The 25,556-nt window shown below is 63.2% G+C and carries 24 protein-coding genes; 15 read left to right on the top strand and 9 right to left on the bottom strand.

The window, feature by feature from the left end; genetic code table 11:
* Positions 1-5: 5 nt before the first annotated feature.
* From LJ656_RS06740 to LJ656_RS06765, 6 genes are all read left to right on the top strand, one after another.
* Positions 6-1,157 (top strand): branched-chain amino acid ABC transporter substrate-binding protein, encoded by a 1,152-nt coding sequence (locus LJ656_RS06740; RefSeq protein ID WP_230508495.1) that lies wholly within the window; start codon positions 6-8, stop codon positions 1,155-1,157.
* 87 nt (positions 1,158-1,244) lie between these two features.
* Positions 1,245-2,204: a 4-hydroxyproline epimerase gene (locus tag LJ656_RS06745; RefSeq protein ID WP_268998535.1), complete on the top strand. Its 960-nt coding sequence runs from the start codon at positions 1,245-1,247 to the stop codon at positions 2,202-2,204.
* Positions 2,186-3,367 (top strand): NAD(P)/FAD-dependent oxidoreductase, encoded by a 1,182-nt coding sequence (locus LJ656_RS06750; RefSeq protein WP_230508496.1) that lies wholly within the window; start codon positions 2,186-2,188, stop codon positions 3,365-3,367. Before LJ656_RS06745 ends, LJ656_RS06750 begins: the two co-directional genes overlap by 19 nt.
* Positions 3,360-3,623, top strand: coding sequence for a 2Fe-2S iron-sulfur cluster-binding protein (locus LJ656_RS06755; RefSeq protein ID WP_230508497.1), 264 nt, complete (start codon positions 3,360-3,362; stop codon positions 3,621-3,623). Before LJ656_RS06750 ends, LJ656_RS06755 begins: the two co-directional genes overlap by 8 nt.
* Positions 3,623-4,909 (top strand): FAD-dependent oxidoreductase, encoded by a 1,287-nt coding sequence (locus LJ656_RS06760; protein ID WP_230508860.1) that lies wholly within the window; start codon positions 3,623-3,625, stop codon positions 4,907-4,909. Before LJ656_RS06755 ends, LJ656_RS06760 begins: the two co-directional genes overlap by 1 nt.
* A 219-nt stretch (positions 4,910-5,128) precedes the next feature.
* A complete protein-coding gene (locus tag LJ656_RS06765) occupies positions 5,129-6,520 on the top strand; it encodes a PQQ-dependent sugar dehydrogenase (protein WP_230508498.1) in 1,392 nt (463 codons plus the stop codon).
* A 190-nt stretch (positions 6,521-6,710) separates the two neighbouring features.
* Here the strand turns inward: LJ656_RS06765 and nudC are convergent, their stop codons facing one another.
* The 7 genes from nudC to LJ656_RS06800 all read right to left on the bottom strand — a co-directional run bounded on the left by nudC (position 6,711) and on the right by LJ656_RS06800 (position 13,951).
* Positions 6,711-7,655, bottom strand: coding sequence for an NAD(+) diphosphatase (gene nudC / locus LJ656_RS06770; protein WP_230508861.1), 945 nt, complete (start codon positions 7,653-7,655; stop codon positions 6,711-6,713).
* A gap of 176 nt (positions 7,656-7,831) precedes the next feature.
* Positions 7,832-8,866 (bottom strand): NAD(P)-dependent alcohol dehydrogenase, encoded by a 1,035-nt coding sequence (locus tag LJ656_RS06775; protein ID WP_230508499.1) that lies wholly within the window; start codon positions 8,864-8,866, stop codon positions 7,832-7,834.
* An 86-nt stretch (positions 8,867-8,952) separates the two neighbouring features.
* Positions 8,953-9,699 (bottom strand): SDR family oxidoreductase, encoded by a 747-nt coding sequence (locus LJ656_RS06780; protein WP_230508500.1) that lies wholly within the window; start codon positions 9,697-9,699, stop codon positions 8,953-8,955.
* Positions 9,700-9,708: 9 nt separating this feature from the next.
* Positions 9,709-10,689, bottom strand: a complete 981-nt coding sequence (locus LJ656_RS06785) for a sugar-binding transcriptional regulator (RefSeq protein ID WP_230508501.1) — start codon at positions 10,687-10,689, stop codon at positions 9,709-9,711.
* Positions 10,690-10,738: 49 nt separating this feature from the next.
* Positions 10,739-11,641 carry a carbohydrate ABC transporter permease gene (locus tag LJ656_RS06790; protein ID WP_230508502.1) on the bottom strand — a complete coding sequence of 301 codons (903 nt, stop codon included), beginning with the start codon at positions 11,639-11,641 and terminating at the stop codon, positions 10,739-10,741.
* Entirely contained in the window at positions 11,638-12,573 is a 936-nt protein-coding gene (locus tag LJ656_RS06795; RefSeq protein WP_230508503.1) for a carbohydrate ABC transporter permease, read from the bottom strand. The genes LJ656_RS06790 and LJ656_RS06795 overlap by 4 nt, the downstream gene beginning before the upstream one ends.
* Positions 12,574-12,598: 25 nt before the next feature.
* The gene (locus LJ656_RS06800; RefSeq protein ID WP_230508504.1) at positions 12,599-13,951 is read right to left on the bottom strand and encodes an ABC transporter substrate-binding protein; all 1,353 of its coding nucleotides are present in this window, start codon (positions 13,949-13,951) and stop codon (positions 12,599-12,601) included.
* A 271-nt stretch (positions 13,952-14,222) separates the two neighbouring features.
* On the opposite strand from LJ656_RS06800, the gene LJ656_RS06805 reads away from it, so the two are divergent.
* Positions 14,223-15,347: an ABC transporter ATP-binding protein gene (locus tag LJ656_RS06805; protein ID WP_230508505.1), complete on the top strand. Its 1,125-nt coding sequence runs from the start codon at positions 14,223-14,225 to the stop codon at positions 15,345-15,347.
* 279 nt (positions 15,348-15,626) lie between these two features.
* Positions 15,627-16,979: an MFS transporter gene (locus LJ656_RS06810; RefSeq protein WP_230508506.1), complete on the top strand. Its 1,353-nt coding sequence runs from the start codon at positions 15,627-15,629 to the stop codon at positions 16,977-16,979.
* Positions 16,980-17,028: 49 nt separating this feature from the next.
* Here the strand turns inward: LJ656_RS06810 and LJ656_RS06815 are convergent, their stop codons facing one another.
* Positions 17,029-18,093, bottom strand: coding sequence for an Ldh family oxidoreductase (locus LJ656_RS06815; RefSeq protein WP_230508507.1), 1,065 nt, complete (start codon positions 18,091-18,093; stop codon positions 17,029-17,031).
* Between the two features lie 152 nt (positions 18,094-18,245).
* On the opposite strand from LJ656_RS06815, the gene LJ656_RS06820 reads away from it, so the two are divergent.
* The 7 genes from LJ656_RS06820 (at position 18,246) to LJ656_RS06850 (ending at position 24,879) form a co-directional block, all read left to right on the top strand.
* Entirely contained in the window at positions 18,246-19,190 is a 945-nt protein-coding gene (locus LJ656_RS06820; protein ID WP_230508508.1) for a LysR family transcriptional regulator, read from the top strand.
* Positions 19,191-19,972: 782 nt separating this feature from the next.
* Entirely contained in the window at positions 19,973-20,260 is a 288-nt protein-coding gene (locus LJ656_RS06825) for a DUF6484 domain-containing protein (protein WP_230508509.1), read from the top strand.
* Positions 20,261-20,371: 111 nt separating this feature from the next.
* On the top strand, positions 20,372-21,457 hold the full coding sequence (locus LJ656_RS06830; protein WP_230508510.1) for a DUF2169 family type VI secretion system accessory protein: 1,086 nt from the start codon (positions 20,372-20,374) through the stop codon (positions 21,455-21,457).
* A 10-nt stretch (positions 21,458-21,467) separates the two neighbouring features.
* Entirely contained in the window at positions 21,468-22,493 is a 1,026-nt protein-coding gene (locus LJ656_RS06835; RefSeq protein ID WP_230508511.1) for a hypothetical protein, read from the top strand.
* Positions 22,493-23,413 carry a PAAR-like domain-containing protein gene (locus LJ656_RS06840; protein ID WP_230508512.1) on the top strand — a complete coding sequence of 307 codons (921 nt, stop codon included), beginning with the start codon at positions 22,493-22,495 and terminating at the stop codon, positions 23,411-23,413. Before LJ656_RS06835 ends, LJ656_RS06840 begins: the two co-directional genes overlap by 1 nt.
* A gap of 63 nt (positions 23,414-23,476) precedes the next feature.
* Complete coding sequence (locus tag LJ656_RS06845) at positions 23,477-24,415, top strand: beta propeller repeat protein (RefSeq protein ID WP_230508513.1); 939 nt, start codon at positions 23,477-23,479, stop codon at positions 24,413-24,415.
* 62 nt (positions 24,416-24,477) lie between these two features.
* Positions 24,478-24,879, top strand: coding sequence for a hypothetical protein (locus LJ656_RS06850; protein ID WP_230508514.1), 402 nt, complete (start codon positions 24,478-24,480; stop codon positions 24,877-24,879).
* 240 nt (positions 24,880-25,119) lie between these two features.
* Here the strand turns inward: LJ656_RS06850 and LJ656_RS06855 are convergent, their stop codons facing one another.
* Positions 25,120-25,311, bottom strand: a complete 192-nt coding sequence (locus tag LJ656_RS06855) for a hypothetical protein (RefSeq protein WP_230508515.1) — start codon at positions 25,309-25,311, stop codon at positions 25,120-25,122.
* Between the last annotated feature and the right edge of the window lie 245 nt (positions 25,312-25,556).

The raw sequence follows: 25,556 nt of genomic DNA on the forward strand, positions 1-25,556 counted from the left end.
CAATAATGCAATTGAAGAAGACGGTCATCGCCACCGCTGTAGTCACGGGACTCACCCTGGCCGGCGCGCAATGCGCGCTTGCTGCGAGCCCGGTCGATGTCAAGATCGGCTTTGCCGCGCCGCTCACCGGCGGCCAGGCACATTACGGCGCGGATTTCCGCAGCGGCGTCCAGCTCGCCATCGAGGATATGAACGGCACGAATCCGGTCATCGGCGGCAAGCCCGTGCATTTCGTGCTCGACGCCCAGGACGATCAGGCCGATCCGCGCACCGGCACGACAGTCGCGCAAAAGCTGGTCGACGACGGCGTGGTCGCCGTGATCGGCCACTACAACTCCGGCACCAGCATTCCTGCCGCCCCGATCTACGCGAGAGCGGGCACCCCGCAGATCGCGATGGCCACGGCGCCGGGCTATACGCGGCTGGGCTTGCCGACCACGTTCCGTCTGCTGACTTCGGACACGCAGCTTGGCAGCGTGCTCGGCGACTACGCGGTGAAGGGGCTCAAGTTCAAGCGCCTCGCGATCGTCGACGACCGTACCGCGTACGGGCAGGGCGTGGCCGAAGAGTTCAGCAAGGCGGCGAAGGCGGCGGGCGCGTCGGTGGTCGCCGAGGAATACACGAACGACAAAGCCGTGGACTTCCGCGCGATTCTCACCAAGATCAAGCAGGCGAATGTCGACGCGGTGTTCTACGGCGGCGCCGATACGCAGGCTGCGCCGTTGCTCAAGCAGATGCGCTCGCTCGCGATCAAGGCGCCGCTGATCGGCCCCGACATGCTTCAGTCGGAGAACCTGATCAAGATCGCGGGCGAGGCGTCCGAAGGCACGCTGGCCGCGTCGGAGGGCAGCCCGCTCGCGCAGATGCCGGGCGGCAAGCCGTTCGCCGAGCGTTACGCGAAGCGCTTCAACCAGCCGGTGGAACTGTACGCACCGTATGCGTACGACGGCACGATGGCCGTGTTCAACGCGATGAAGAAAGCGGACTCGACCGATCCGCATGTGTACCTGAGCGCGCTGAAGGCGACGAACATGAAGGGTGTCACGACGAGTGAGCTGTCCTACGATCAGTATGGTGATCTGAAGTATGGCGGCGTGACGGTCTACAAGGTCGTCAACGGCACGTGGAAGCCGCTGCAAACGGTGGGTACGAAGTAACGCATCTCAAGGCTCGGCGGTGCCGTCAGGCACTGCCCGCGCGTACCGCACAAAACGGCCTTGCGGCCGATGCCCAGGATTGTGGTCATGAACTCCATTACCGTTATCGACTCCCATACCGGCGGCGAGCCCACCCGGCTCATCGTTGAAGGCGGCCCCGAGCTGGGCCGCGGCCCGCTCGCGGAGCGGCTCGACATTTTTCGGCGCGATTTCGATCACGTGCGTGCCGGCGTGGTCAACGAACCGCGCGGCTCGGATGTGATGGTCGGCGCGCTGCTTTGCGAGCCGCACGATCCGACCTGCTCGGCGGGCGTGATCTTCTTCAATAACGTCGGCTTTCTCGGCATGTGCGGGCATGGCACGATCGGCTTGATCGTTTCGCTCGCGCATATGGGCCGTATTGCGGCGGGGGTGCACCGGATCGAAACGCCCGTCGGGGTGGTCGAGGCCGAATTGCATGACGATCGCAGCGTCACCGTTCGCAACGTGCCCGCGTATCGCTATCGCACGGCAGTGCCGCTGGACGTGCCGGGACTCGGCCTCGTGCATGGCGACATCGCGTGGGGCGGCAACTGGTTCTTCCTCGTCGCCGACCACGGCCAGGCGCTCGAATTCGCACACGTCGAATCGCTGACGAATACCGCATGGGCGATCCGCGCCGCGCTCGAAGCCAACGGCATTACCGGCGAAGGCGGCGCGCACATCGACCACATCGAATTGTTCGCGGATTCCGGCACGCCCGGCGTCGACAGCCGCAACTTCGTGCTCTGCCCCGGCAAGGCCTACGACCGCTCGCCGTGCGGCACGGGCACGAGCGCGAAGATCGCGTGCCTTGCCGCCGATGCGCATCTCGCGCCGGGCGCGAGCTGGCGGCAGGAAAGCATCATCGGCAGCATCTTCGAAGCGAGCTTCGAGCTTCACGAAGACGCGAGCGAATCGGACCGACGTTACGTGCGCCCGAGCATTCGCGGCACCGCGCACGTGAGCGCCGAAGCCAGGCTGATCTTCGCTGCGGACGATCCTTTCGCATGGGGCATTCGCGCGTGATCCAGCCGCTTCGTTCGAGTCCCGACGTGATCGTGGTCGGCGCGGGCATCGTCGGCGGGGCATGCGCACATGAACTCGCGCGGCACGGCGCGGATGTGCTCGTGCTGGATCGCGCGGGCATCGGAGGCGGCGTGACTGCGGCTGGTATGGGCCATCTCGTGCTGATGGACGACTCGCCAGCGGAATTCGCGTTGTCTGCCTGGTCGCGCGATCTGTGGCTCGAACTCGCGCCGCGCCTGAGCGCGCGCGAGGCGTTCGTGCGTTGCGGCACGCTCTGGGTCGCCGCGGACGACGAGGAGTACGAGCTCGCGCAAACCCGGCAGCAGGCGCTGGCGCAAGCAGGCGTGGCCTGCTCGCTGCTCGACGCGCAACAGGTGCGCGAAGCCGAACCCGAACTGCGCGACGGCTTGCGCGGCGGCATGCTGCTTGCCGACGATGCGGTGGTGTACGCGCCCGCCGCTGCCGCCTGGTTGCTCGCGCAACCAGTGAAAGGCCGGCTGACGTGCCGGCTCGATGCTCAGGTTGCGCGAGTCGATCGCGAGGGCGTCGTGCTCGCCAATGGCGAAACGCTCGCGGCGGGCGCCGTGCTGCTGGCCAATGGCCTGCAAGCGACCGCTTTGCTGCCCGGCTTGCCGATCCAGGCAAAGAAAGGACACCTGCTGATCACCGATCGTTATCCGGGCACGATCCGCCATCAGATACTCGAACTCGGCTATATCAAGAGCGCCCACAACGCAAGCGGTACGTCGGTGGCGTTCAATGTGCAGCCGCGTCCAACCGGCCAGATCCTCATCGGCTCCTCGCGGCAATTCGACAGTGTCGATCCGGCTATCGAGCCGGAAATTCTTGCGCGCATGCTGCGTCGCGCCTGCGAGTATTTACCTGCATTGCCGATGCTCAACGCAATTCGCGCCTGGACCGGGTTTCGGCCGGCGACGAGCGACGGCTTGCCGTTGATCGGGCCAGCCGCGCCGTTCGCGGACGACACGTATCACCGTTCGACGTGGCTCGCGGCCGGTCATGAAGGCCTGGGCGTAACGACAGCACTCGCTACTGGCAAGCTGATCGCCGCGCAGATGCTGGAATTAGGCGATGTGCTGCCGATCGACGCGGCCCCTTACCAGCCCGCCCGCTTCGCACAGACGGGAGTCGCTCATGCATGACACTGTGACGATCAACGTGGATGGACGCGACGTGCAGATCGAGCGCGGCAGTTCGGTCGTCGCGGCGATCGCGCTGGCGACGGCCACAGCGGGCGTGGTCACGCGCGAGTCCGTCAGCGGCGCGCAACGCGGGCCGCTGTGCGGAATGGGCGTGTGTCAGGAATGCCGCGTGAGCATCGACGGCGTGCGCCATCGGCTTGCGTGTCAAACGCTCTGCGCCGAAGGGATGAACGTCAGGACAGCAAGGTCTGAATGATGAATTTCGATATCCTGGTGATTGGTTCGGGACCTGCGGGACTGCATGCCGCGAGCGTTGCTGCGCAAGCAGGCGCGACCGTCGGCATGGTCGACGATAACCCGCTGCCTGGCGGACAGATCTGGCGACAGGGTCCGCGCCATCGGCCGCAAGGGCGCGGGCGCGAGGCAATCGATGCGGTGGCTAACGCCGCCAACGTCACGCGCTTGCACGGCACGCGCGTCGTGCAGGCGCTTCGCTCACACGAATTGCTCGTCGAAGATGCGGCGCGCGGCTATACGGTCGGTTACCGCAAGATCATCATCACGACCGGCGCGCGCGAGCGTTTTCTGCCTTACCCGGGATGGACACTGCCGGGCGTGACAGGGGCGGGCGGTTTGCAGGCGCTCGTGAAGGGCGGCATGCCGGTGCGTGGCCAACGCATCGTGATTGCCGGGACCGGGCCGCTGTTATGGGCGGCGGCCGCGACCGCGCGCGAACAGGGCGCGCAGGTGGTGGCGATCGTCGAGCAGGCGCCAGTGCATAGCGTGCGGCGGTTCGCGCTGTCGCTCGTGCACACGCCCGCGAAACTCGCGCAAGCGGCGCGCATGCGCTTCGATCTGCGCGCGACGCCGTATCTGTGCGGCGCGCATGTCAGCGCCGCGCACGGCGAGGGCAAGCTTACGCAGGTGACGGTGCAGCAGGGCTATAAGCAAATGCGGCAAATGCGGCAAACGCGGATCGACTGCGACAGGCTTGCCTGTGCCTACGGTCTGGTGCCAAACACGATGCTGGGCACGGCCCTCGGTTGCGATGTCGACGAAACCGACGGCGCGCTCGCCATCGTTGTCGACGAACTGCAGGCAACCAGCCAGCCCGATATTTACGCGGCCGGTGAATGCACGGGTGTGGGCGGCATGGAACTGTCCGCCGTCGAAGGGCGCATCGCGGCGCTTGCGGCAGTGGGCAACGTCGCGCAGGCGCGCGCCCTCTTTGCGCAGCGCGAGCGTTATCGCCGTTTTGCGGCCCGGATGCACGCGGCCTTCGCGCTCGATCCGCGATTGCGCGCACTCGCCGCGCCGGACACCGTGATCTGCCGCTGCGAAGACGTGCGCTTTGCCGACGCCGCGCAGCATCGCAGCTGGCGCGATGCCAAGTTGCACACCCGCTGCGGGATGGGGCCGTGCCAGGGCAAGATCTGCGGCGAAGCAGCGGCGTTCTGCCTGGGCTGGTCGCGCGATGGGCTGCGTCCGCCGTTCTCGCCTGCGCGTATCGGCACCTTGATGGAGGCCCAGCCTCCGGTTTGAACGACTCGACAGTGGGGGTGCACAAGTGCCGTCCGGATGATCCAGTTGATCCCTGACTGCGTCTGATTCGGAAAGGCAGAAAACGTGTGCCCGCGCAATCGCTCCTGACATGCAAAAACTTCACGGCGTGCGAAGTCGGGGTTTTGTCCGCCGCGTACCGCCTATCGGCCTATCGTTGAATCGTTTCGCGATGGGTCGATTCGTGATCGGGAGGATACGATGACACACTGCAAAAATGGTTGGCTTAGCGCCTGCCGCGCGATTGCCGCGCTGACAGCGTTGCTCTTACTATCGGCTCTCACCGATGCAAAGCCTGTTCGAGACGCTCCAGTGCCCAACGTGGCTGTCGGGCAGTCCATTACATGCCAGCCCACGTCGACGTCCAAGCCGCCGCCGAAGCTTCCCCCTGGTTTTACCGAACACGTGTTGTTCGCGGGCTGCCTCACGCAGCCAACCGCGATAAGCTTCAACGCACATAAGGACAGGGTTTTCGTCGCCGAAAAAGGGGGCAAGGTCTGGAATTGCGACTTGGCGCATCCTACCTGCACGCTGTTCGCCGATCTCGGCAGCGAGGTTTGCAATGATGCCGACCGCGGACTTCTCGGACTTGCCGTCGATCCTCTGAATGACGGCAACATTTACGTGCTGTACACCACGCCCCCCGCAACAGGGCCATGCAGTCAGAACGTTGTTACCCGAGGCCAACTTTCGCTGCTGACTGCGTCCGGCGAAAAAAAGATTCTGCCTGCCGCGGCAGCCACCAGCCAGCCGTGGTGTTTCTACTACACGTCTCACAGCATCGGGGCCCTCGTCTTCGGAGCCGACAACAGAACGCTCTATGTGAGTGCCGGCGACGGCTCAAGCTTCGACCAGGTCGACTACGGCCAGCTCGACAACGCTTGCGGCGACGGTTCCGCTTTCCCGCAAGGGTCGTTCCGCAGTCAAGGCTCGTCGTCCTATGACGACGGGGTCATTCTCAAGGTGACGAACCCCGGCTCGGCAACCCAAAGCGTAGCGATCGTCACAAACGGTCTGCGCAACCCCTTCCGCTTCGCCAGGCTGCCCGGCGGGACGGACGATCTGTATATCGGCAATGTGGGCTGGAACCTCTGGGAGGCCATCGATCATTTCGCCGTTGCAGGGCAGAATTTTGGGTGGCCGTGCTTCGAGGGATGGGACCCCCGCAACAATTTCGCAGCGGCGCCTCAACCGGACTATCAGAGTACGGGCTACTGCGGGAGCGTTGGGGGTATCACGCCACCCTTTTTCGCCTACTCCCACACGAGTTACGTCACGGTCGAGGACAGCAGGGGGAAGACCTGCGGCGGCAAACCATCGGGCGGTGGGCCGGACCAGAATGGCAGCGTGATCTCAGCGGTCGGATTTACCGATGGCAGCAGCACAACCTATCCGCTGGAGTTCAGGAGCGCGCTGTACTTTGGCGATGTTCTTCGGCAATGCATCTGGACCATGCAGCCACCGAACAACACGCCGCAGACTTTCGCAAGAGGTCTGCAGGGAGGGCCGGTCGATTTGAAATCCGGGCAGGATGGCGATCTGTTCTACGTAGATCTTGTTACCAGTACTGTCAGGCGATTTACGCATAAGTAGCACGCAAAGAACTACCTGTGAGTCAGCCTGCTTTGCCTTGCTGTGTGCCGCGCTGGTCCGGGCCCGGATGATGTCGACCGGGTCCGGTTTGCCGACACACGGTAACGAGTTCCGGCGTCGCGGCCGCGCGCAGCAGCGGTCGCCTGCACAGCGGTGAAGCCTTCCGGGGTCTTCGGTTCTCCGCAGGGATTCAGCCGCCCAGTACCGAAGCACCTTTCTCGCAGTACTCCCGCAGCAAATGATGGGCGATGGCGAACGGCTTGGGCGCCGAGAGTTCGCGTTCGTGCGTTCCCGCGAGCATCGCCGCGACTTCGGCGCGGCAGAACCACCGCGCGTCTTCGAGCTCTACGGTGTCGACGACGATGTCCGTGTCGCTCGCTTGCGCGAAACAACCGATCATCAACGATGACGGAAACGGCCACGGCTGCGACGCGAAATAGGCAACCTGTCCACACGCCACACCAGCTTCCTCCATTGCTTCGCGGCGCACGGCGTCTTCAAAGGTCTCGCCCGGTTCGATGAAGCCGGCTAGCGCGGAGTACATTCCCGGCGCGAAATGTCGTTGGCGTCCCAGCAGGCAGCGTTCGCCATCTATCACCAGCATGATCACGACTGGATCCACGCGCGGAAAGTGGCGGGCGCCGCACGCGTCGCAAGTGCGTTGCCAGCCCGCCGCGGCGACGCGGCTGGCGGAGCCGCAGTTTGCGCAGAACGAGTGGCGATGGTGCCAGTCGAGCATCGACTTCGCTTCGCCGAGTACGCCGAGCAGCTGCGTTGCAACGAGGCCTTGCAATGCAATCGAGCGAAGCTCAATGCGCTCGATCACTGCCTCTGTCGAGAAGCTTTCCACTGCGAGGCCGGACGGAAAGCCCAGCGCGAAGCGTGCGCTGCCGTTTCTCTCTTCGCCCAGAAATACTTGATGGAGCGGCTCGCCGAGCGCAGTCGTTTCGTGCGCGAAGAACCAGGGATCGTGCTCGCTACCGTGCTTGAGGATCGGAATGTCGCCGTCGAAGACGAGAAATCGCGCGGCCGGATCGCTGCGTAGGCGCTCGATAAACGCGCTGTCTTCACGCTTTTCGGAATGGCGTTCGAGCGGATTGGAGTTGAAGCCGATGGACGCGGAAGGATAGGGCATTACGTCATTCACAGATGAGCAGGAGGGGCTCGCAAGTATGACATGCGGTCGCGTTGCACGGGCATGGTGGCGCCGCATGCATGCATGCATGCCATGCCGATCATTCGCGCGGGGATCCACTCGAGAACTCATGCGTCCCCGCGACCGGCGGCCGGCCCCCGGAAAGCTCCGCCAGCCTACTCCATCACGATCTGCACCTTGACGTCGGTCGGCTTGCCGCTCGCCGCTTCCTCGAATGCCTTGATGCCGTCCGCAAAGGCAAACGAGCGCGAGATGAACGGCTTGACGTCGATGCGTCCCGACGCGATCAACTGGATCGCGCGCGGAAAGATATTCGCGTAGCGGAACACGGACTCGACGCGCGCTTCCTTGATCTGCAGCGCGACGACGTCAACGGGCACGGGACGCTGCGGCATGCCGACCAGCACGAGGCAGCCGCCAGGACAGAGCAGATCGACGATCCCGTCGAACGCCTTTTCGCTGCCGCTCGCTTCGAACACGATGTTGGCGCCCCAAGCGTCGGTCACGCTTTTCACGACATCGCGTACCGACGTGTCGCGGATGTTCACGGCCGTGACGCCCGGCGTGCCGCCGATCAGTTCGAGTTTCTCGGGCACCATGTCGCAGACGATCACGCGGCTGCAACCGCCCGCGAGCGCCGCCAGCACGCACATCATGCCGATCGTGCCCGCGCCCATCACGACGGCAACGTCGCCGGGCTTGATGGCTGCCTTTTTGGCCGCCTGAAGTCCGATCGACAGCGGCTCGACGATCGCGCCTTCGGCAAAGCTCACGTTGTCCGGCAGCTTGTAGGTGAACGCGGCGGGATGCACGACGAACGGCGCAAGGCAGCCGTGCACGGGCGGCGTGGCCCAGAAGCGCACTTTCGGATCGAGGTTGTAGTAGCCCTCGCGCGACGCACGCGACTCCATGTCGGGCACGCCGGGCTCCATGCAGACACGGTCGCCGGGTTTCAGATGCTGCACGTCGTCGCCGACCTGAACGACGGTGCCGGCCGCTTCATGACCGAGCACCATCGGTTCGTTGACGACGAAGGGTCCGATGCGGCCATGCTGATAGTAGTGAATGTCGCTGCCGCAAATGCCGACCGTATGAATACGGATGCGCACGTCGCGCGGGCCGACCGTCTGCGGCAGACTAAACGGCCGCAGGCTGATGCGTTGCGTGCCTTCGAGTACCAGTGCTTCCATCTCCGTTCCTTTGCAAAAGATGTTGGGCTGCCGAATCTGTATGGCTGCGCGAATGAGCGCACGATATGCCCGCGCGCCGCGCACGCTCAACCCGCCTGGAAGCCGCCGTCCACGGCGAGGCTCACGCCGCTGACCATCGCGGCGTCGTCGCTGAGCAGATACGCGATCGTGCGCGCCGCTTCAAGCGGCTGCACAAAGCGGTTCAGCGGAATGCGCGCGAGCATCGGCGCAGATTTCGCGGGATCGTTCCACGCCTTGCTGGCCATCGGCGTCAGCGTGACCACCGGGTTGACGGTGTTCACGCGTATGCCGTGCGGCCCGAGTTCGACGGCCATCACGCGCGTGAGGCCGTCGAGCGCGGCCTTCGACGCGCAATAGGCCGCGTGCAGCGGCAAGCCGACCGTCGCCGACAGGCTCGACACGTTGACGATGGCGCCGCCCGCGCGCCGCGCGATCATGCTGCGCGCGCAGGCTTGCGCGACGATCATCGCGGCCTTCACGTTGACAGCCATGATCGCGTCGAAGGCTTCGATGCTCGTATTGACAAACGGCTGCAGCTCGACGATGCCCGCGCAATTGACAAGCAAGTCGACGGGCTGCGCGGCCTCGGCCGCGTTTTTCGTGGCGACAGGGTCCGCGAGATCCACACAGACCGTCTCGCAGCCGGTCTCTTCAGCGAGCGTTTGCAGATCGGCGGCGGTGCGGCTCATCGCGACGACGCGCGCCCCGCGCTGTGCCAGCAGTTGCACGGTCGCGCGTCCGATGCCTTTGCCCGCGCCCGTGACGAGCGCGGTCTTGGCTTCGAATTCGCGGTTGCGGTCGGGCGTCGGCATCGCGGTTCCTCAGGGTTCGTCGCACAGGCGGCGCGCGGTGTCTTCGTCGGTGACGAGGACGGATGCATAGCGGCCACGCAACGCGGCGCGCGTCACCTCGAACTTTTTCGTGCCACCGGACACCAGCACCACGTCCTTGATCTTGCGAAGATCGTCGAGCGAAATCGCGACCGTGCGGCGATTCAGCGGATGATCGATCGGCTCGCCGTGCGCGTCCATGAAATGACCGAGCATGTCGCCGACGGCGCCTGCCTTGCGCAAGGTTCGCAAGTCGTCGGGCTTCGAAATTCCGTACGTGACCACCAGCGATTCCGTCAGGTCGCCGCAGGTCAGCAACGCGAGGTCGGCATTGCGAGCGAGTTCGTAGGTTGCGCGCACGGTCTCTTCCTGCAGGATCATGTCGCGCGCTTTCTGGCCGCCGACATAGATGGGCGCCGCGAACAGATAGCCGTCCGCGTGGCAGAGGTTCGCGAAGTCGGAGACGATGTCGAACGTGTTGATGCTCGGACAGTGCGACAGCCCGCCTTGCAGCGAAACGGCATTGAGCGTGCCGTACGAGCGTTGCGGCATGGCGCGCAGCACCGCGCGGATCGTGCGGCCCCAGCCGAGGCCGACGGTGCCGCCCGCTTCGATGCGCTTCGCGAGACACCCCGCCGCGCCGATGCCGAGCGCCGCCATGTTCGCTTCCGCATTGGCGCCCGTGGGCACGACGACGGCGGACTCCAGTTTGAAGCGTTCCGCGAGTTCTTCCTCGAGCGCGATGCAGGGCGCGATCCTGCTGTTGATCGTGATCTGCACGAGGCCCGATTCGCGGCTGGCCGCAAGCAGACGGTTCACGCGCACGCGGTTGCTGCCGATGCGATGCGCGATTTCCTGCTGCGTCAGATTGCCGATGTAGTAGTGCCACGCGACGCGCGCCTGCAATTCCTCTTCGGCGTCGATCGCGGTGTCGGCTTCGGACATCATGACGGGTGGGGCATTCTTGTTCATGTACGGTCTTGTGTTTCAGTGGAAAGCGACGCACCGTTATACCAAAGTGTCACTTCACCGCACCCATCGTCAGCCCCTGCACGAGCCGGCCCGAAACGAGCAAGGCGAACACCACCATGGGCAGCACGATCAGCGTGCCCGTCGCCATGATTTCGCCCCACGGCAGTTCATAGCCGCTCATGTAGCTGGTGGCCGCGACGGGCGACGTGATCGCGTCCGTGCGCGTGAGCACCAGCGCGTAGAGCAGGTCGTTCCACGAGAAGATAAACGCGAAGATCGCCGAGACCACGATGCCGGGCATCGCGAGCGGTAGATTGATGCGCCAGAAGATACGCCATGGCGACGCGCCGTCGAGCCGCGCCGCTTCGTCCAGTTCGACGGGAATGTTGCGGAACTGGTCCGTGCAGATCCAGATCACGATAGGCAGCGAGAACGTGATGTAAAGCAGGATCAGCACGATATGCGTATCGACGATATCGAGCTTCGTCGCGATCAGGAAGAAAGGCACGGCGAGCACGACAGGGCTCACCATGCGGTTCGAGATGAACCAGAACCACAGGTCTTCCTTGCCGCGAAACTCGTAGCGCGCGAGTGCGTACGCGGCGGGCGTGCCGAGCAGGATCGACAGTACCGTCGTGCTGCTCGCGATGATCAGCGAATTGATCAGACTGCCGCCCACTTCGTGCGTGAAAAGCGCTTCCGCGTAATGCGCGAAGGTCGGCTTGAACAGCCACACGGGTGGATACGCGAGCGCGTCTGCCTGGCTCTTGAGGCTCGTCGCCACCATCCAGTAGAACGGAAAGACGGACGACACGAACACCACCAGCAGGCCGAGAAAATGCCACGCGGTTGCGTTGCGCCGCGCGGCGCGTGCGCGGCGCGCGCGCGCCGTCAGGCCGCCGTTGCCCGCCAGCGCGGGAGTGCCGTTTGCGGGTTGCGAAGGGGCGTTCACGCAGCCTCCCGATAGACGAAGCGAATGTAGAGCCGCGACAGCACGATGGTCAGCACCAGCAACAGGATGGCCTGTGCCGACGCCATGCCCTGATCGAACAGACGGAAGCCGACGCGCTGGATGTACACGCTGATGAACTCGGTCGCGGTGCCGGGACCGCCGCGCGTCATCGTGAACACGGCGTCGAACATCTTCAGCATGTCGGCCGAACGCAGGATCAGGATCGCGGTGAGGCCGGGCAGCAGGTAAGGCCTTTGCAGATGCCACAGGATCTTGCTCCACCGGGGCGTTTCGAGGCGCGCGGCCTCTTCGGCTTCCTTCGGCACCATTGTCAGTCCGGCGAGCAGAATGAGCGCGCAGAACGGCGTCCATTGCCAGATGTCCATGATCATCACCGACACGAAAGCGAGCGTCGGATCGGCGAGCCAATCTTGCGGCGGCATGCCGAACAAGCCGCCGATATAATTCGCGACGCCGAACTGCCGGTTGAAAATGAGCCGGCCGATCAGACCCACCACCGCATACGTGGTCGCCATCGGAATCACGAGGCTCACGCGCGCGAGCGCGCGCATCCTGGGCAACGTCGTGCGATGAAGCATCAGCGCGGCGAACAGGCCGAGCGCAACTTCGATTGGCAGCGTCACGCACAGGAACAGCGCCGTGCGCCCCAGCGCGCCCCAGAACGAAGGATCGGTGAGCGTCGCGATGTAGTTGTCGAACCAGATGAACGGCGTGCCCGACGCCAGATCGGCGAGCTTGTACTGATGAAACGAGTTGTACAGCGCCAGCAGCAGCGGATAAATGCCGATTGCCGCCAGCGTGAAGATCGCGGGAATCAGAAACCAGAACGCCGGCGAACCCGGCAAGCGGCCCCGCGAGCGAGGCCGCGCCGGTTTCAGGCCGTTGTCCGGTTGCGCAGTGCCGTTCAACATCGGTTCTCCTGTCATCGGGAAGGCGTTACTTGAGTAAAGGCTTCTTGCCGTTGTAGTAGCCCGCCTTGCTGAGGATTTCCTCTGTCTTCGAGCCGATGGTTTGCGCGCCATCCTTCGCCGACACCTGGCCGAGCATGATCTTGGTGCCCCATTCGCCGATCACTTCCGACACTGCCGGCCATTCGGGGAAGCGCGGCCGATAGTCCGGCACGCCGCCCTGCCACGATTCGACCATCGGCTTCACGAACGGGTACTTGTCCTGCACAGCCTTGTCCTGGTACACGGCGGTGCGCGCGGGCACGCCTCCCGCTTCGAGATACGGCTTGGCCATTTCCTCTGAAGTGATCCACTGAATGAATAGCCACGCGGCCGCCTGTTTCTTCGCATTCGACTTCGCGTTGACGGCGAGCGAGAAGCCGCCGAGCGCGGGTTTCAGTCCCGCCGGTCCCTTCGGTTCCGTCGTGATCGCGAGGCAGTTGCCGATCTTCGACTTGCTCGGGTCGGTGAGCGTCGGGTAGAACGCGGACCATTCGGTGATCATCGCGACCTGCCCCTGCGCAAGCGCATTCACGGCTTCCGCGTGATCGAAGTCGACGATGCCCGGCGGCATGTACTTCATCAGTTTCTGCCGGTATTCGAGGCCAGCCTGCGATTGCGGCGACATCAGGTTGGATTTGAATCTGGCATCGAGCAGCGAGCCGCCGTTGGGCCACAACACGCGCATGAAGCTATCGGCCGACTGCGTCTCGCCGCGCCGCGACTGCAATGCGTAAGCGAACTGGTTCTTGCCGGGCTGCGTGAGCTTGGGCGCATAGGTGTTCAGCAGCTCGTCCCAGGTCTTCGGCGGCTCGTTGAAGCCTGCGTCCTTCAGCATGCACTTGTTGTAGAACATCAGACCTGAGTAGTTGTCGAACGGCAGGCCGTAGCCGACCTTGTCCCATGTGCCGAACGAGTCGAGCAGGATCGGGAAGAAGCCGGGCAGGTTGAGCTTCGGATCGGCGAGTTTGGGGTTGTCCGTAAACGTCTTGATCGGCACGAGCCACTTGTTGCTGGCGAACTCGCCGATCCACACCACGTCGACCAGCACCACGTCCTGGTCGCCGCCGCCGACGAAGTTGAGCACTTCTTTCTCGCGGGTATTCTCGTACGGAATCACTTCCCACTTGACGTTGATGCCGGTTTCTTTCTCGAACTGCGGAATCAGTTTTTGCGCGGCCTTGTAGCCGGGACGATCCAGAAAGATCGCCTTGATCGTGGTGCCCGAATACGGTTGCGCGGCCTCTTTCAACGTCCAGGCATTCGCATGGGCAGCGCACAGCAGCGACGCCGCGGCAATCGACAAAGCCACTGCGGTGGGCTGCAGAAAGCGTTTGTTCATCGTTCGTCTCCTTGATTGTTCTCGAGCCAGGGTTAGATGCCGCGACGCGCATCCCGGTCTCAACGACCGTGATGAACCCGTGCAAGCGGTACAGCGAGCCCTCTTCGTTTCACTTGTAATTTGCGTTTTACAAATGTATATTTTGGCGCACACCTGTTGTCAAGAAGAAAATTATCGAGTTCTGCATGGTGCGTCGCGACAGCGTGCCCGAGCGGCCTGCTGCGCGATATCGCGCATCCGTCATCGAGCAATGCATGGGCAGGAGACACGCATGAGCGCCGTACATCTGCAGCAGATCCGCAAAGCGTTTGCAGGGACCGACGTGCTGAAGGGCGTCGATATCGATGTGAAGGAACACGAATTTCTCGTGTTCGTAGGCCCGTCGGGCTGCGGCAAATCCACGTTGTTGCGTAGCATCGCCGGACTGGAGCGGATCGACTCCGGGCATGTGGTGATCGAAGGCGAGGACGTGACGGAGCTGGAGCCGTCGCAGCGCGGCGTCGCGATGGTGTTCCAGTCCTATGCGTTGTACCCGCACATGTCGGTGTACGAGAACATCGCGTTCGGGCTGCGCATGATCAAGTTGCCGGAAGCGCAGATCAAGGAACGCGTGCATCGCGCAGCGGAAATACTGCAGATCGGGCAGTTGCTGGAACGGCGGCCGCGGGCGCTGTCGGGCGGCCAGCGGCAGCGCGTTGCGATCGGGCGCTCCATAGTGCGGGAGCCGAAAGTGTTTCTGTTCGACGAGCCGCTGTCGAATCTCGACGCGGCGCTACGCGTGCAGATGCGGCTCGAACTGATCAAGCTGCACAAGCAGCTCAACGCCACGATGATCTACGTCACGCACGACCAGACGGAAGCGATGACGATGGCCGATCGGATCGTCGTGCTCAATCATGGCCAGGTCGAACAGATCGGCTCGCCGCTGGAGTTGTACCGCACGCCGCGCAACCGCTTTGTCGCGGGCTTCATCGGTTCGCCGAAAATGAATTTTCTCGATGTCCGTTTGCTGAACAAGGACGCGCGGGGCGTGACGATCGAATTGCCGGGCGGCGCGTCGCTCGGCGTGCCGTGCAACGGCGACGGCCTGGAAGCAGGGCAGAACGTCGTGCTCGGCATTCGCCCCGAGCATTTCGCCGAGTCGGCCAACGGCGATACCGACGCCGCGCTAACGGGCGAGCTGATGGTGATCGAGCATCTCGGCAGCGAAACGCTGTTGCACGTGCGCCTTGCGGATGATCGTGTGATTCAGGTCAAGGGTCCTGGCGAATCGGCGGCCGTCGAGGGCCAGACATTGAAGGCGAATTTTTCGACGCGGCACGTGCATCTGTTCCGGGAGGACGGCATGGCGCTCGAAGGCAAACGGCCCGTTTATGAAGAGATGCGCGTGAGTTGAATGCCGCGATGCCGCGTGTTTAGATGCTCCGCGTGGTCCCGCGTTACGTATGGCGTTCCTGGAAAGCATGGATTGTGGTTTCGATCTCATCCGTCCGCCGATGGTTACGCTCGGGTTTGCCCCTACTTCGCCATAAACAAATGGAATTGCTTCGCGACGAATATTGATTGGATTTCCAACGGATGCGGGCATATCGTCGGTCAATCCAATGCTGTAGTGCACACGTTTGCATCGGAAACCGGCCTCGCCGATAAAACAAAATATTCAGGAGACGTATCCATGGAGCAATCCTCGACGGCGCCGCGTGTGCCGAAGTCGGGCAGCAGTCACGCTCAGAACATCGCTTCCAACGACCAGGCCTCCCCACGGGTGCGGCGAATTCAACGGACCGCGCTTGCTTTGCTTCTCCTGAGCGGGATCATCAATTACATCGACCGCGCGACGTTGTCTATCGCGAATCCGCTGATCCGGCACGATCTCGGACTCTCCGTCGCGGAAATGGGCCTGTTGCTGTCGGCGTTTCTATGGGCTTACGCATTCGCGCAACTGCCCGCGGGCGCGTTGGTCGATCGCTTCGGCGCGCGCGTCATGCTGTCGATCAGCCTGGCGACGTGGTCGGTGGCCCAGGCGTTCGGCGGTGTGGTGAGCAACTTCAGTCAGTTCTTCGCTGCTCGCATGGTGCTGGGAATAGGGGAGGCGCCGCAGTTTCCGACGGCCGCCAAAGTCGTTCGCGATTGGTTCGGCAAAAAAGAGCGCGGCGCCGCGACCGGCATCTGGAACAGTTCGTCGACGCTGGGTACCGCAATATCAGCGCCCTTGTTGACGGTCTTAATGTTGACTGTGGGATGGCGCTGGATGTTCGGCGTCATGGGGATCGTCGGCCTCCTCGTGGCGCTCGGCTTTTTTATCCTGCATCGCGACCCGCATCAGGTCGAGTTGACGCAACGGGAGCGCGCGTATCTGTCCGACGTCGATGGTGAGGCCCAGAGCCGTCCGACATGGCGCGAGTGGCGCCGTCTGTTCGAGTTCAGCACCACGTGGGGCATGCTGCTCGGATTCTTCGGCACGATCTACGTCTTGTGGCTCTACAACGCGTGGTTGCCGTCTTACCTGCAAATGGAACTTCACCTGACTATCGCGAAGTCGGGATGGGTGGCCGCGGTTCCCTATCTCTTTGGCGTGGTGGGCAGTCTCTCCGGCGGAAAGATTTGCGACGTGCTCGCACGGCGAGGCGTGTCGGCAATCAACAGCCGGAAGTATCCGATGGCGGCTTCGCTTTTCGGGGTCGCTGTGTTCACGGTACTGACCGGCCTCACGCACAATGTGACGCTGGCGGTCGTCTTCATTTCGATCTCGATGTTGCTGCTGTATGTTTCGAGCAGCGCGGCCTGGGCGACCGCGTCCGTTGCCGCGCCCGCCAATTGCACCGCTTCCATCGGCGCCATGCAGAATTTCGGCGGCTACTTCGGCGGCGCGCTGGCACCGGTGGTCACGGGCTTCATCGTGCAGCGGACCCACTCGTTCCAGCCCGCGCTGTTCGTCGGAGCGGCCGTTGCCGCTGTCGCGGTGACCGGCTACTGGTTGCTCGTGCGCGGCCCGATTCCGCCGGCCGCGCTCAACCGCGACGTGTAACGGCAAAACAATGCGGCCGCGGCGAGAGTCCGGGCTCTCGCCCCCGCTGTCAGCCGGGTAGTGCGGAAGGCAGCGCGATGTCATAGCGCCGTGCGCAGGCTTCAAGTGCCGGCGCGATTGTCGGGTGCAGAGCGACTCCATCGCGCAGTTGCTCGCGCTTGAGGCTCAGTCCGCGATCGCCCGGCATGCGCACGCCCGCGGTTCCTGGACGCGGCGGATTATCGCGGCATGCATCGCCGAGCCAGTCCATCTGCCGCACGAACGCCGCGAGGCCGCCAAAAGCTGCTGGATCGTAGAGCGAAAGAAACACGGTGGCGCCCCATCCATCGGCAGGATCGGCCCGGCCGTGGCCTGCCAGCCCCCCCGTCAACGCCTCGATCAGCAACGCCAGCCCGAAGCCTTTATGTCCCCCCGTCATGCCACCAACCGGCAGGATGGACCCCGGGGGATCCGCGCTAAGCACGCCGGGATCGCCGCTGGGCTGCCCATCCGCATCGAGGAAGCATGCTTCGTCGAAGTGTTGTCCCGCTTTGTGTTGGCGCGCGGTCATCCCCTGCGTCACCATCGATGAAGAGATATCGATCAAAAACGGTGTGCCCGAAGCCGGAATGCCCGCCGCGATCGGATTCGGTGTAAATACGGACCGCGTGCCGCCGTGAGGGGCCACGCTTTGCCCCGCCGGGTCGGAACTGCTGAGCACGATCATGAATCCGTCGGCAGTGGCTCTTTCCAGATAACTGGCAAGGCAGGCGATGTGGTGGCTGCGCCGAATCACCAATGTCGCCGTGCCGTATTTCTTCGCGCGCGGTGCCAGTGTTTCGATTCCGCTGAGAACCAGCCAGGGGCCAGGCAGACGCCGGCCATCCCACAACACGCTGCCGCCCCGGTCGGAGACGACCTCCGGCTCGCCGGAGCAGGTCATCGCGCCGTTTTCGATCTCGCCGATATAGGCGGGCAGCAACGCGAGGCCGTGCGTGTCGTGTCCCATCAGGTCGCCGTCGACGAGCGTGCGAGCGATGGCGAGCGCTTTGACGTCCTCCATTCCAACCCTGACCAGGAGACGCTGTGCGAAGGCTTGCAGTTCATCGGCGGAGTAGCGGATTTGTGTATTCATGGGTGGACGTTAGTGAGGAAGATGGTTCGAAGACAGCCGGGCCGGCAATGCCCGACGCGCTTTGAATTGTCGTTTGAGCTTGCGATAACCGTCCAATTGCGAATTGAGTAAAATCAATTCCATTTGGTTATAAATCGGATCGTGTTTACCCTATGTCGCAAGATTCCAGCCTTTCAATCACGCAAGTACTGACCAAGCTGCGTTTCAGGCATCTGCAGTTGCTTGAACTACTCGGTCGTACCCGCAACCTTCGTATCGCGGCCGAGCAGATGCACATCACTCAGCCGGCCGCCACGAAGATCCTGAGCGACCTGGAGGCGATGTTAGGCGCGCCGCTGTTCGAACGGCTGCCGCGCGAAATGCGGCCGACGGATCTCGGTACGCTGTCGCTGCGCTACGCCAGCACGACACTGTCCAATCTGGGCAAGTTTTCAAGCGAGTTCGCGACATTGAAAGACGGCGGCTATGGTCATCTCACGGTCGGCTTCATTCCGGCTTCCGCCGCGCAACTCGTCACCGCGGCTATCAAGGAGATCCAGCGCCGGCGCCCGAGACTCATCATCAAACTGGTCGAGCAAAGCAGTGATCAGCTCGCGACGTGGCTTGAGGCAAGACAGCTCGATGTGATGATTGGGCGCCCGACCGAGCCACGACACGAGGCGCTTTTCGATGTGGTCGATTTATTGGCGGAGCCGGCGCGTGCGGTCGTCGGCAAACATCATCCGTTGCTGAAGCAACGACGCATAGAGATCGCCGACCTGGGCGAGTGGCCGTGGATCCTGTATCCGCAAGGCACCGCCATGCGACAGCTGTTCGAAGAAACGTTCGCGGCGGCCGGCATGGTTGCGCCGATGGGCATCGTGGAAACGCCGTCGATTTTTACGACGTTAGAGTTGCTGCAGGCAACCGACATGATTTCCCTACAACCGAGAGCAGCGATGGACAAGTACGTCACGCATGGCCTTCTAGGCTATCTGGACGTGCCGATACGGCGGACATTGTCGAACTACAGTGTCATTACACGGAAAGACGAAGCTGCTTCGCAGGCGATGAACGAATTCGTTGCCATCCTCCAGGTAATCGCCGCGCAATACTAGGTTAGTCGACGTGATCGTTGTGAGAGGACGATTCCCGGTTCCGAACGCAGTCCGGGTTTGACGCTCGCGAGGTCGGCGAAAGGGACCGCTGCATCGATTTTCGGCGTGCCGATAGGCGCTAAAGCTTCGGGCATTTTGGGGGCGCACGGGCTGAAAGCCCATCTCTCGTCATGGACGAGGCGGGCGCGTTTATCAATCAATTCAACGACTGTTGTGCAATCGACGGCTGCTATTAAGCGCGGCCGGCACGGATGGCTTAGACCGGCGACTACGGGCGATCGCGGGGGGCAGGCTCGGCCAGGAAGGGACAATCATCTTGCCGCACCGACCGGCCAAGTGCGCTCGCAAGCAGACCGTCGCGAGCCGACGGTCTGCGGCCAAGATGACGGGCGGTCTCGGACTATGGCGGATCCTCAGGCAAGCGTGGCCGGCACAAGATCGTGGCCAGCGACAAACCACATGCGCAGGCCTGCCTCGACACGCAATGTGGCGACTCAATTCGCCCGTCACGGTCATTTCCCGGTGTCTTTGTGTAGATAGCTCAGTCGGCTGAAGACAGATAGCTTTGGGTTTTCCCTTCCGCCGCCTGCACCCTGCCGTCGGGCGGCGTGGTTGTCCAACGCGAGCGCCGTACGGACGCCGACCGCCGGCCGCTCGATGCCGACGCCAGCGTGCCGCCCTGACGCGGCTGCGCGTTGTCGTTTTGCAAAAAGCAGCTCGCACGGCCGTCTTATCAGGTGGCAGCAGTGCATCGCTGGCCCCCTCGATGATGGAACTCCACAATGGCGAAGATCAGTAGCGTCGCGTTGATTGGCAAGCTCGATCCGCTCGGCTACAAGGCGCACATCGGCCGCCAGGTGGTGCTGATGTTCGACGACGGGAATCCGCTACGCCCGATCGTCACGGGCCTCCTGCAAGGCCCAAGCGCCTGGCCGCTCGACGACAAACCTGCCCAGGTGGAGGTGAATGCCGACGGGCAGCGCCTGGTCGTGAGTGCCATAGAGGAAATCGTGCTGCGCTGCGGAAAGGCGAGCATTGCGCTCATCAAGGCCGGCAAAGTGCTGATCTAGGGTGCTTACGTCCTGAACTGCTCGTCGGGTGTGAATCACATCAAAGGCGGTTCGGTGCAACTCAACTGACGGTTCGCCCATCCCCGGGGGGAGAGGGTAGGGAGAGCAGACGTGGAACTCATCAACGCCACCCGCATGCTCGCAGGCTACACCATGGGTATCGAGCCGAGCGGCCGGGAATTGCTGGTGGTCGTCATCAAGGGCACCTTCCGCATACCCGCCGAAGAGGCGTCGCGCCTGAGCCTGCATGACGAGCAGGTGCCGCTGGTGATGGCGGACGTGTTCCACGGCGAGCCGGGTTTCTCGGCCCCGAAGTACGAGGTGGACTTCGCCCCGTGCAAACAGCGTTGCGACGTGATCCTCAATGCATCGGCCCACGTCCCCGGGGGGCGGCCGGTGGAGCGCGTCGCGGTCGGCGTGCGCATCGGTGCGTGGTCGAAGAGCTTCGCGGTGGTCGGTAAGCGGGTGTGGAAGTCCGGGGTCGGGGGGGTGAGCGCCACCCGGCCACAGCCATTTGCGCGGATGCTGATCAGCTACGACCGCGCCTTCGGCGGCGTCGACAACAGGCACGAAAATCCGGCGAAGCACGCGGCTTTCATGCACAACCCCGTAGGACTCGGCTTTCACAAGCACCTGAAGGGCGAATGGCTTGACGGCGCACCGCTTCCCAATACCGAGGAATTGAACCGCCCCGTCACCGACCCGCTTGGCAAGTACCTGCCGATGGCCTACGGCGCGATCGGACGCAACTGGGAACCGCGCTACAAGTTCGCCGGCACTTACGACCAACGCTGGCTCGATGAGGTGTTTCCCTTTCTGCCGGCAGATTTCGACGAACGCTATTACCAGGCCGCGCCTGCCGATCAGCAATTGCCGATCCCCCTCGCCGAGCAGACGGTGACGTTGGTCAATCTCACTGTCGATGGGCGCCGCTCGTTCTCCCTGCCGTACTTCGAGGCGCCGGTGTATGTATTCCCGAAGAAGGGGGGGCGCGAGGACTTGAAGGCCAATCTCGACACCCTCGTCATCGAGCCGGACGAGCAACGGGTCACCATGACCTGGCGCGTCGCCCGGCCGCTGAAGAAGAACATGTTCGAGATCGCCCAGGTGCTGGTGGGTAGGAAGGGCAGGGACTGGTGGCAGCAGCGGGAAGAAGTTGCGTTTCCTATTCCGGTCGTCGCCGCGCCGGCGCTATAGGCCGTCAACGATGCCTGCGCAACCTATTGCCATCAAGCGCGCTGGCCTCGTCACCAGCGTGGGCCTGTCCGCGCCAGCCGCCTGCGCGGCCATCCGCGCCAAGATCAGCAATCCCACGGAAACGCGCTTCATCGACTCCGGTGGCGAGTGGGTCATGGCCCACCAGGTGCCGCTGGAAAAGCCTTGGCGCGGGCGAACCAAGCTCGCGAAAATGGCGACGATGGCGATCGCCGAGTGCCTCGATGGCATTCCGCGCGAGGAATGGGCGAGCATCGCGGTGCTCCTGTGCGTGGCAGAGCGCGAGCGTCCGGGCCGGCTCGAAGGTCTAGAAGACAAGTTGTTTCTCGACATCCAGCAGGAACTGGACGCGCGCTTCGCACCTGAATCCGCTGTCATCGCGCATGGCCGCGTGAGCGCGGCGATCGCCCTGGCGCAAGCGCGCAAGCTGATCGACGAAAACCATATGCCCCAGGTGCTCATCGCCGCCACCGACAGCCTGCTTACCTGGCCCACGCTGAGCGTGTACGAACGCGAAGACCGCCTGCTCACCCCGCGCAATTCCAACGGCTTCATGCCTGGCGAGGCCGCCGGCGCGCTGCTCGTCCGAGAGCCGAGGGGCGAAGGCGAGTTGCTCTGCGCAGGTGTCGGTTTCGGCATGGAGAAAGCCCACATCGGTTCCGGCGAGCCGCTGCGCGCGGAGGGTTTAACGAGTGCGATCAAGCGCGCACTGCGCGATGCAGGTTGCCAGTTGCACGACCTCGATTACCGCATCACGGATCTCTCAGGCGAGCAGTATTACTTCAAGGAGGCCGCGCTTGCGCTGTCGCGCATCCTGCGTAAACGGAAAGAAGAGTTCGATATCTGGCATCCAGCCGAATCCATAGGTGAAGCCGGCGCGGCAGGCGGGATCGCGATTCTTGCCGTCGCCGACGCCGCCTGCCGCAAGGGCTACAGCGCCGGCGTCAACATTCTCGCGCATGCCGCCAATGATGCCGGTCAGCGCGTTGCTGCCGTGCTGCACTTCAGGGGAGTGTGATGGCGAACCAGGTTTACGCCAACAACATGGAGATATCCTGCAAGGCGGCAGCGGGCAAGTCGATCTGTGCGTTTCCCGACGTGTGCATGACACCGCCCCAGACACCCGCGACTCCGCCTGGCGTGCCGATTCCCTATCCGAATACCGGGATGGCATCGGACACGAGCGATGGATCGAGCACGGTCCAGATTTCCGGGCAGGAGGTGATGCTCAAGAACAAGTCATATTTCAAGCGGAGCACAGGCGACGAAGCGGGATGCGCTCCGAAAAAGGGTGTCGTCACCAGCAAGAACATGGGGAAGGTTTACTTCACGGCCTGGTCGATGGACGTGAAGTTGGAAAACGAAAACGTTGTCAGGATGATGGACCTGACAACCCACAACCACGGCAGCGTGCCCGGGAACACCACGCCGTGGCCGTATATCGATGAGATGGCGGCACTGCAGGGGGACGGGCCGTGCGCGGGAGTCGACGATAAGAAGTACCGCCTGACGCCGCACCACGAAGGATGCCCTGGCGATGACGTCGCCGCACACCACCTGATTCCCAATCGGCAGATGAGCGGCGTCGCTGACAACTACACGCGAAGCACCGCACCCTGCATTTGCGCTCAGGGTCTCAATCAGCATACTGGCGTCCACGGTGAATATCACAAGATCGTCGATCTGGCGGAGTTCGAGGCGTTCGTGAGCGGGAGCGAGTACAAGTATATGCAGGCGCGCGACAACGCCGTTGAGTCGGTAGCCAAGGTGAACAAACTTCAGCCGCCGGAGGACGAGAAGGTGAAGGGGTGCATCCGACTACAGATGAAGAATTACTACGAGAAGCGTTGCGGCATGAAGGACGACAACAACGTCAAGGCCTCGGGCGCGCTCGGCAAGAACCTTCAGGGCGCCACGAGCACTCCCCCCTACCGTTGAGTTAGCATTCGATGCGGGGCGGGAGAGCGAGGAGCGAGTTCGGTTACTTGAGAGGACAGAATCGTGGCAAACAAGTCAATACCTGCGCACCCCGCAGCACTCTACTTCAATGAGCTGGTTCCAGAACGCGACGAGGAATGCACACTGTTCGGGCACTTCTATCACCCGCCTGCCGACGACGTGGACCTGACGCGCGCGGTCGTGGCGAGACCCGCAGGTGGGTGGGCTGTCATCGACAGACGCGACGTCAACGACGTAGTCAGTGGAGGGGTCTACTACGAGCGTTCAGGAAGGAAACAACTGATCGCCGTGTACAGGCGCGGAGAGTCGTTCTTCTACCCTGACGCCCGCGGTGCCGGACGTATCGCGATCCCGATACCGCCGAACGTCGGATTTTTGTCTGGCGTTCGAATGATCGACGCTTGGCCCTACGCGTGCGGCAGCCAGAACGCCGTCTACAGGTTCGACGGCGCGGCGTGGGTCGATGTGGCCGGACCGATGCGTGTAGCCTACGGCGGACCGAACGACCCCATCCTGAACGCGATCGACGGCTTCGACGAATGCGATATCTACGCCGTTGGTTACAACGGTTCGGTCGTGCACTTCGACGGCACGCGATGGCACCCGCTTGACGCTCCGACCAATCAGCACCTGCACCAGGTGCTGTGCCATGCCGACGGCCAGGTCTATGTGTGCGGGCGCGGCGGTACCGTCATCAAGGGGCGCCTCGACGTCTGGGAGGATCTGTCGTCTCCGGAACGCACGGAGGACTTCTGGGGCATGGCAGCCTTCAACGGTGAGGTTTATCTGTGCACGTATCATCAGCTGTTCCGGATCGTCGACCGCGATTTGACCGAGGTCCATGTGCCGGTCAACAGTGCGGGCACCTTCTATCGCGTTGCCAGCAACGCATCGTTCCTGTGGGGGACCACCGGAACCGGACGAGTCCTACGATTCGATGGGCAAGACTGGATCGAGCTCGTTTGGCCCGACAGCGTGTGAGCCTGCTGATGAGAGCACCCGCGCTTTCAAAGTCATAGCGGCGCAGCTCCGGACGCTTGGATGTGGCGGGCGAATTTGCCTTGCATCGATGCAAAGGGGACCGGGTCTATTTTCAGGCGATCACCACGCGTCTCAACCTCACCTATCTGGATCTGGAGCGCCGCCAGCCGGAAAGCGTGGATTTCCGCCCCAGCGGGAACCACGAGGACAACGATGTAGCGATGGACCCAAACGACGACCTGCCGTGGACCGGCTCGCACAAGATTGCCGCGTGGTGGGCGGCAAATTCTCATCGCTTCCACGCTGGCACGCGCTCCTCCACGGGCGCTCCGGTCACCCGCGAACTCTGCTCCCACGTCCTCAAGAGCGAGTATCGCCGCCGCCGGTTACCTGTGCATCCTCAACTTCGGCACCCGGCTCTTCCCGACCAAGGGTTCCCGTATCGCGGCAGCAGCGCTGGTTAACGAAGATGAGTTGATCGGCGGTGACAGCCAGCGCCACCCTGACCCTGCTGGCGGGACTGCTCCTCCTACTGTGTGCGACCTCGGGCTCTCGCATGAGTGCGAGTACTTCGATTGCTTAGGCCGGTCATATGTCGGCTGTACATTCCACGTCGCGCATGAGGCTCTGCGTGGGACAGTGACGTGTTTCATGTCGGGCTGCTGGCCAGAGACGACGCATGATTGACGGCAGTATCGCCCCATCTAAAATCCGAGCCCGACGCCGACGCCTCCGAAACTACTCCCACCGAAACTGCCCGCCCCGATCCCGATGCCGAAACTGGGGCGCGGCGCATAATAGCCGGGCGGTTCGCCGTAGCCGTAGTAGGGCGGCTGGGCAGCGACGCAACCCGCAATACCGAACGCTAAAGCCAGGATGCCAAGTAGCTTGATCATGACGTGCTCCCTTCCATCAGCAGGACACGGACATCGCGAGCAAGATCCGGTCCCTTGCTGGCCGTCCCTGAGGCAGCGACAGTCCGCGCATACATCCATGCATGCGTCGACCTAAAAGCCGTCCGATCAAACGTCCAAGTGCGATGTCTTGCATCGAGCCATCGAGCCAACTTGTTTCGACAATGATCGCACCGCCGACCCAAAGATCGAGATGGGGTGTCCTGCGATGTCCGCCGTCCGTCTCC

The organism is Paraburkholderia sejongensis (genome assembly GCF_020880815.1).
GTDB classification, from domain to species: Bacteria; Pseudomonadota; Gammaproteobacteria; order Burkholderiales; family Burkholderiaceae; genus Paraburkholderia; species Paraburkholderia sejongensis.

Bases quoted from the DNA above. Each gene is read 5' to 3' on its own strand.
- LJ656_RS06740 (WP_230508495.1), top strand. From the start codon at position 6: ATGCAATTGAAGAAGACGGTCATCGCCACCGCTGTAGTCACGGGACTC.
- LJ656_RS06745 (WP_268998535.1), top strand. From the start codon at position 1,245: ATGAACTCCATTACCGTTATCGACTCCCATACCGGCGGCGAGCCCACC.
- LJ656_RS06750 (WP_230508496.1), top strand. From the start codon at position 2,186: ATGGGGCATTCGCGCGTGATCCAGCCGCTTCGTTCGAGTCCCGACGTG.
- LJ656_RS06755 (WP_230508497.1), top strand. From the start codon at position 3,360: ATGCATGACACTGTGACGATCAACGTGGATGGACGCGACGTGCAGATC.
- LJ656_RS06760 (WP_230508860.1), top strand. From the start codon at position 3,623: ATGAATTTCGATATCCTGGTGATTGGTTCGGGACCTGCGGGACTGCAT.
- LJ656_RS06765 (WP_230508498.1), top strand. From the start codon at position 5,129: ATGACACACTGCAAAAATGGTTGGCTTAGCGCCTGCCGCGCGATTGCC.
- nudC (WP_230508861.1), bottom strand. From the start codon at position 7,655: ATGCCCTATCCTTCCGCGTCCATCGGCTTCAACTCCAATCCGCTCGAA.
- LJ656_RS06775 (WP_230508499.1), bottom strand. From the start codon at position 8,866: ATGGAAGCACTGGTACTCGAAGGCACGCAACGCATCAGCCTGCGGCCG.
- LJ656_RS06780 (WP_230508500.1), bottom strand. From the start codon at position 9,699: ATGCCGACGCCCGACCGCAACCGCGAATTCGAAGCCAAGACCGCGCTC.
- LJ656_RS06785 (WP_230508501.1), bottom strand. From the start codon at position 10,689: ATGAACAAGAATGCCCCACCCGTCATGATGTCCGAAGCCGACACCGCG.
- LJ656_RS06795 (WP_230508503.1), bottom strand. From the start codon at position 12,573: ATGTTGAACGGCACTGCGCAACCGGACAACGGCCTGAAACCGGCGCGG.
- LJ656_RS06800 (WP_230508504.1), bottom strand. From the start codon at position 13,951: ATGAACAAACGCTTTCTGCAGCCCACCGCAGTGGCTTTGTCGATTGCC.
- LJ656_RS06805 (WP_230508505.1), top strand. From the start codon at position 14,223: ATGAGCGCCGTACATCTGCAGCAGATCCGCAAAGCGTTTGCAGGGACC.
- LJ656_RS06810 (WP_230508506.1), top strand. From the start codon at position 15,627: ATGGAGCAATCCTCGACGGCGCCGCGTGTGCCGAAGTCGGGCAGCAGT.
- LJ656_RS06815 (WP_230508507.1), bottom strand. From the start codon at position 18,093: ATGAATACACAAATCCGCTACTCCGCCGATGAACTGCAAGCCTTCGCA.
- LJ656_RS06820 (WP_230508508.1), top strand. From the start codon at position 18,246: ATGTCGCAAGATTCCAGCCTTTCAATCACGCAAGTACTGACCAAGCTG.
- LJ656_RS06825 (WP_230508509.1), top strand. From the start codon at position 19,973: ATGGCGAAGATCAGTAGCGTCGCGTTGATTGGCAAGCTCGATCCGCTC.
- LJ656_RS06835 (WP_230508511.1), top strand. From the start codon at position 21,468: ATGCCTGCGCAACCTATTGCCATCAAGCGCGCTGGCCTCGTCACCAGC.
- LJ656_RS06840 (WP_230508512.1), top strand. From the start codon at position 22,493: ATGGCGAACCAGGTTTACGCCAACAACATGGAGATATCCTGCAAGGCG.
- LJ656_RS06855 (WP_230508515.1), bottom strand. From the start codon at position 25,311: ATGATCAAGCTACTTGGCATCCTGGCTTTAGCGTTCGGTATTGCGGGT.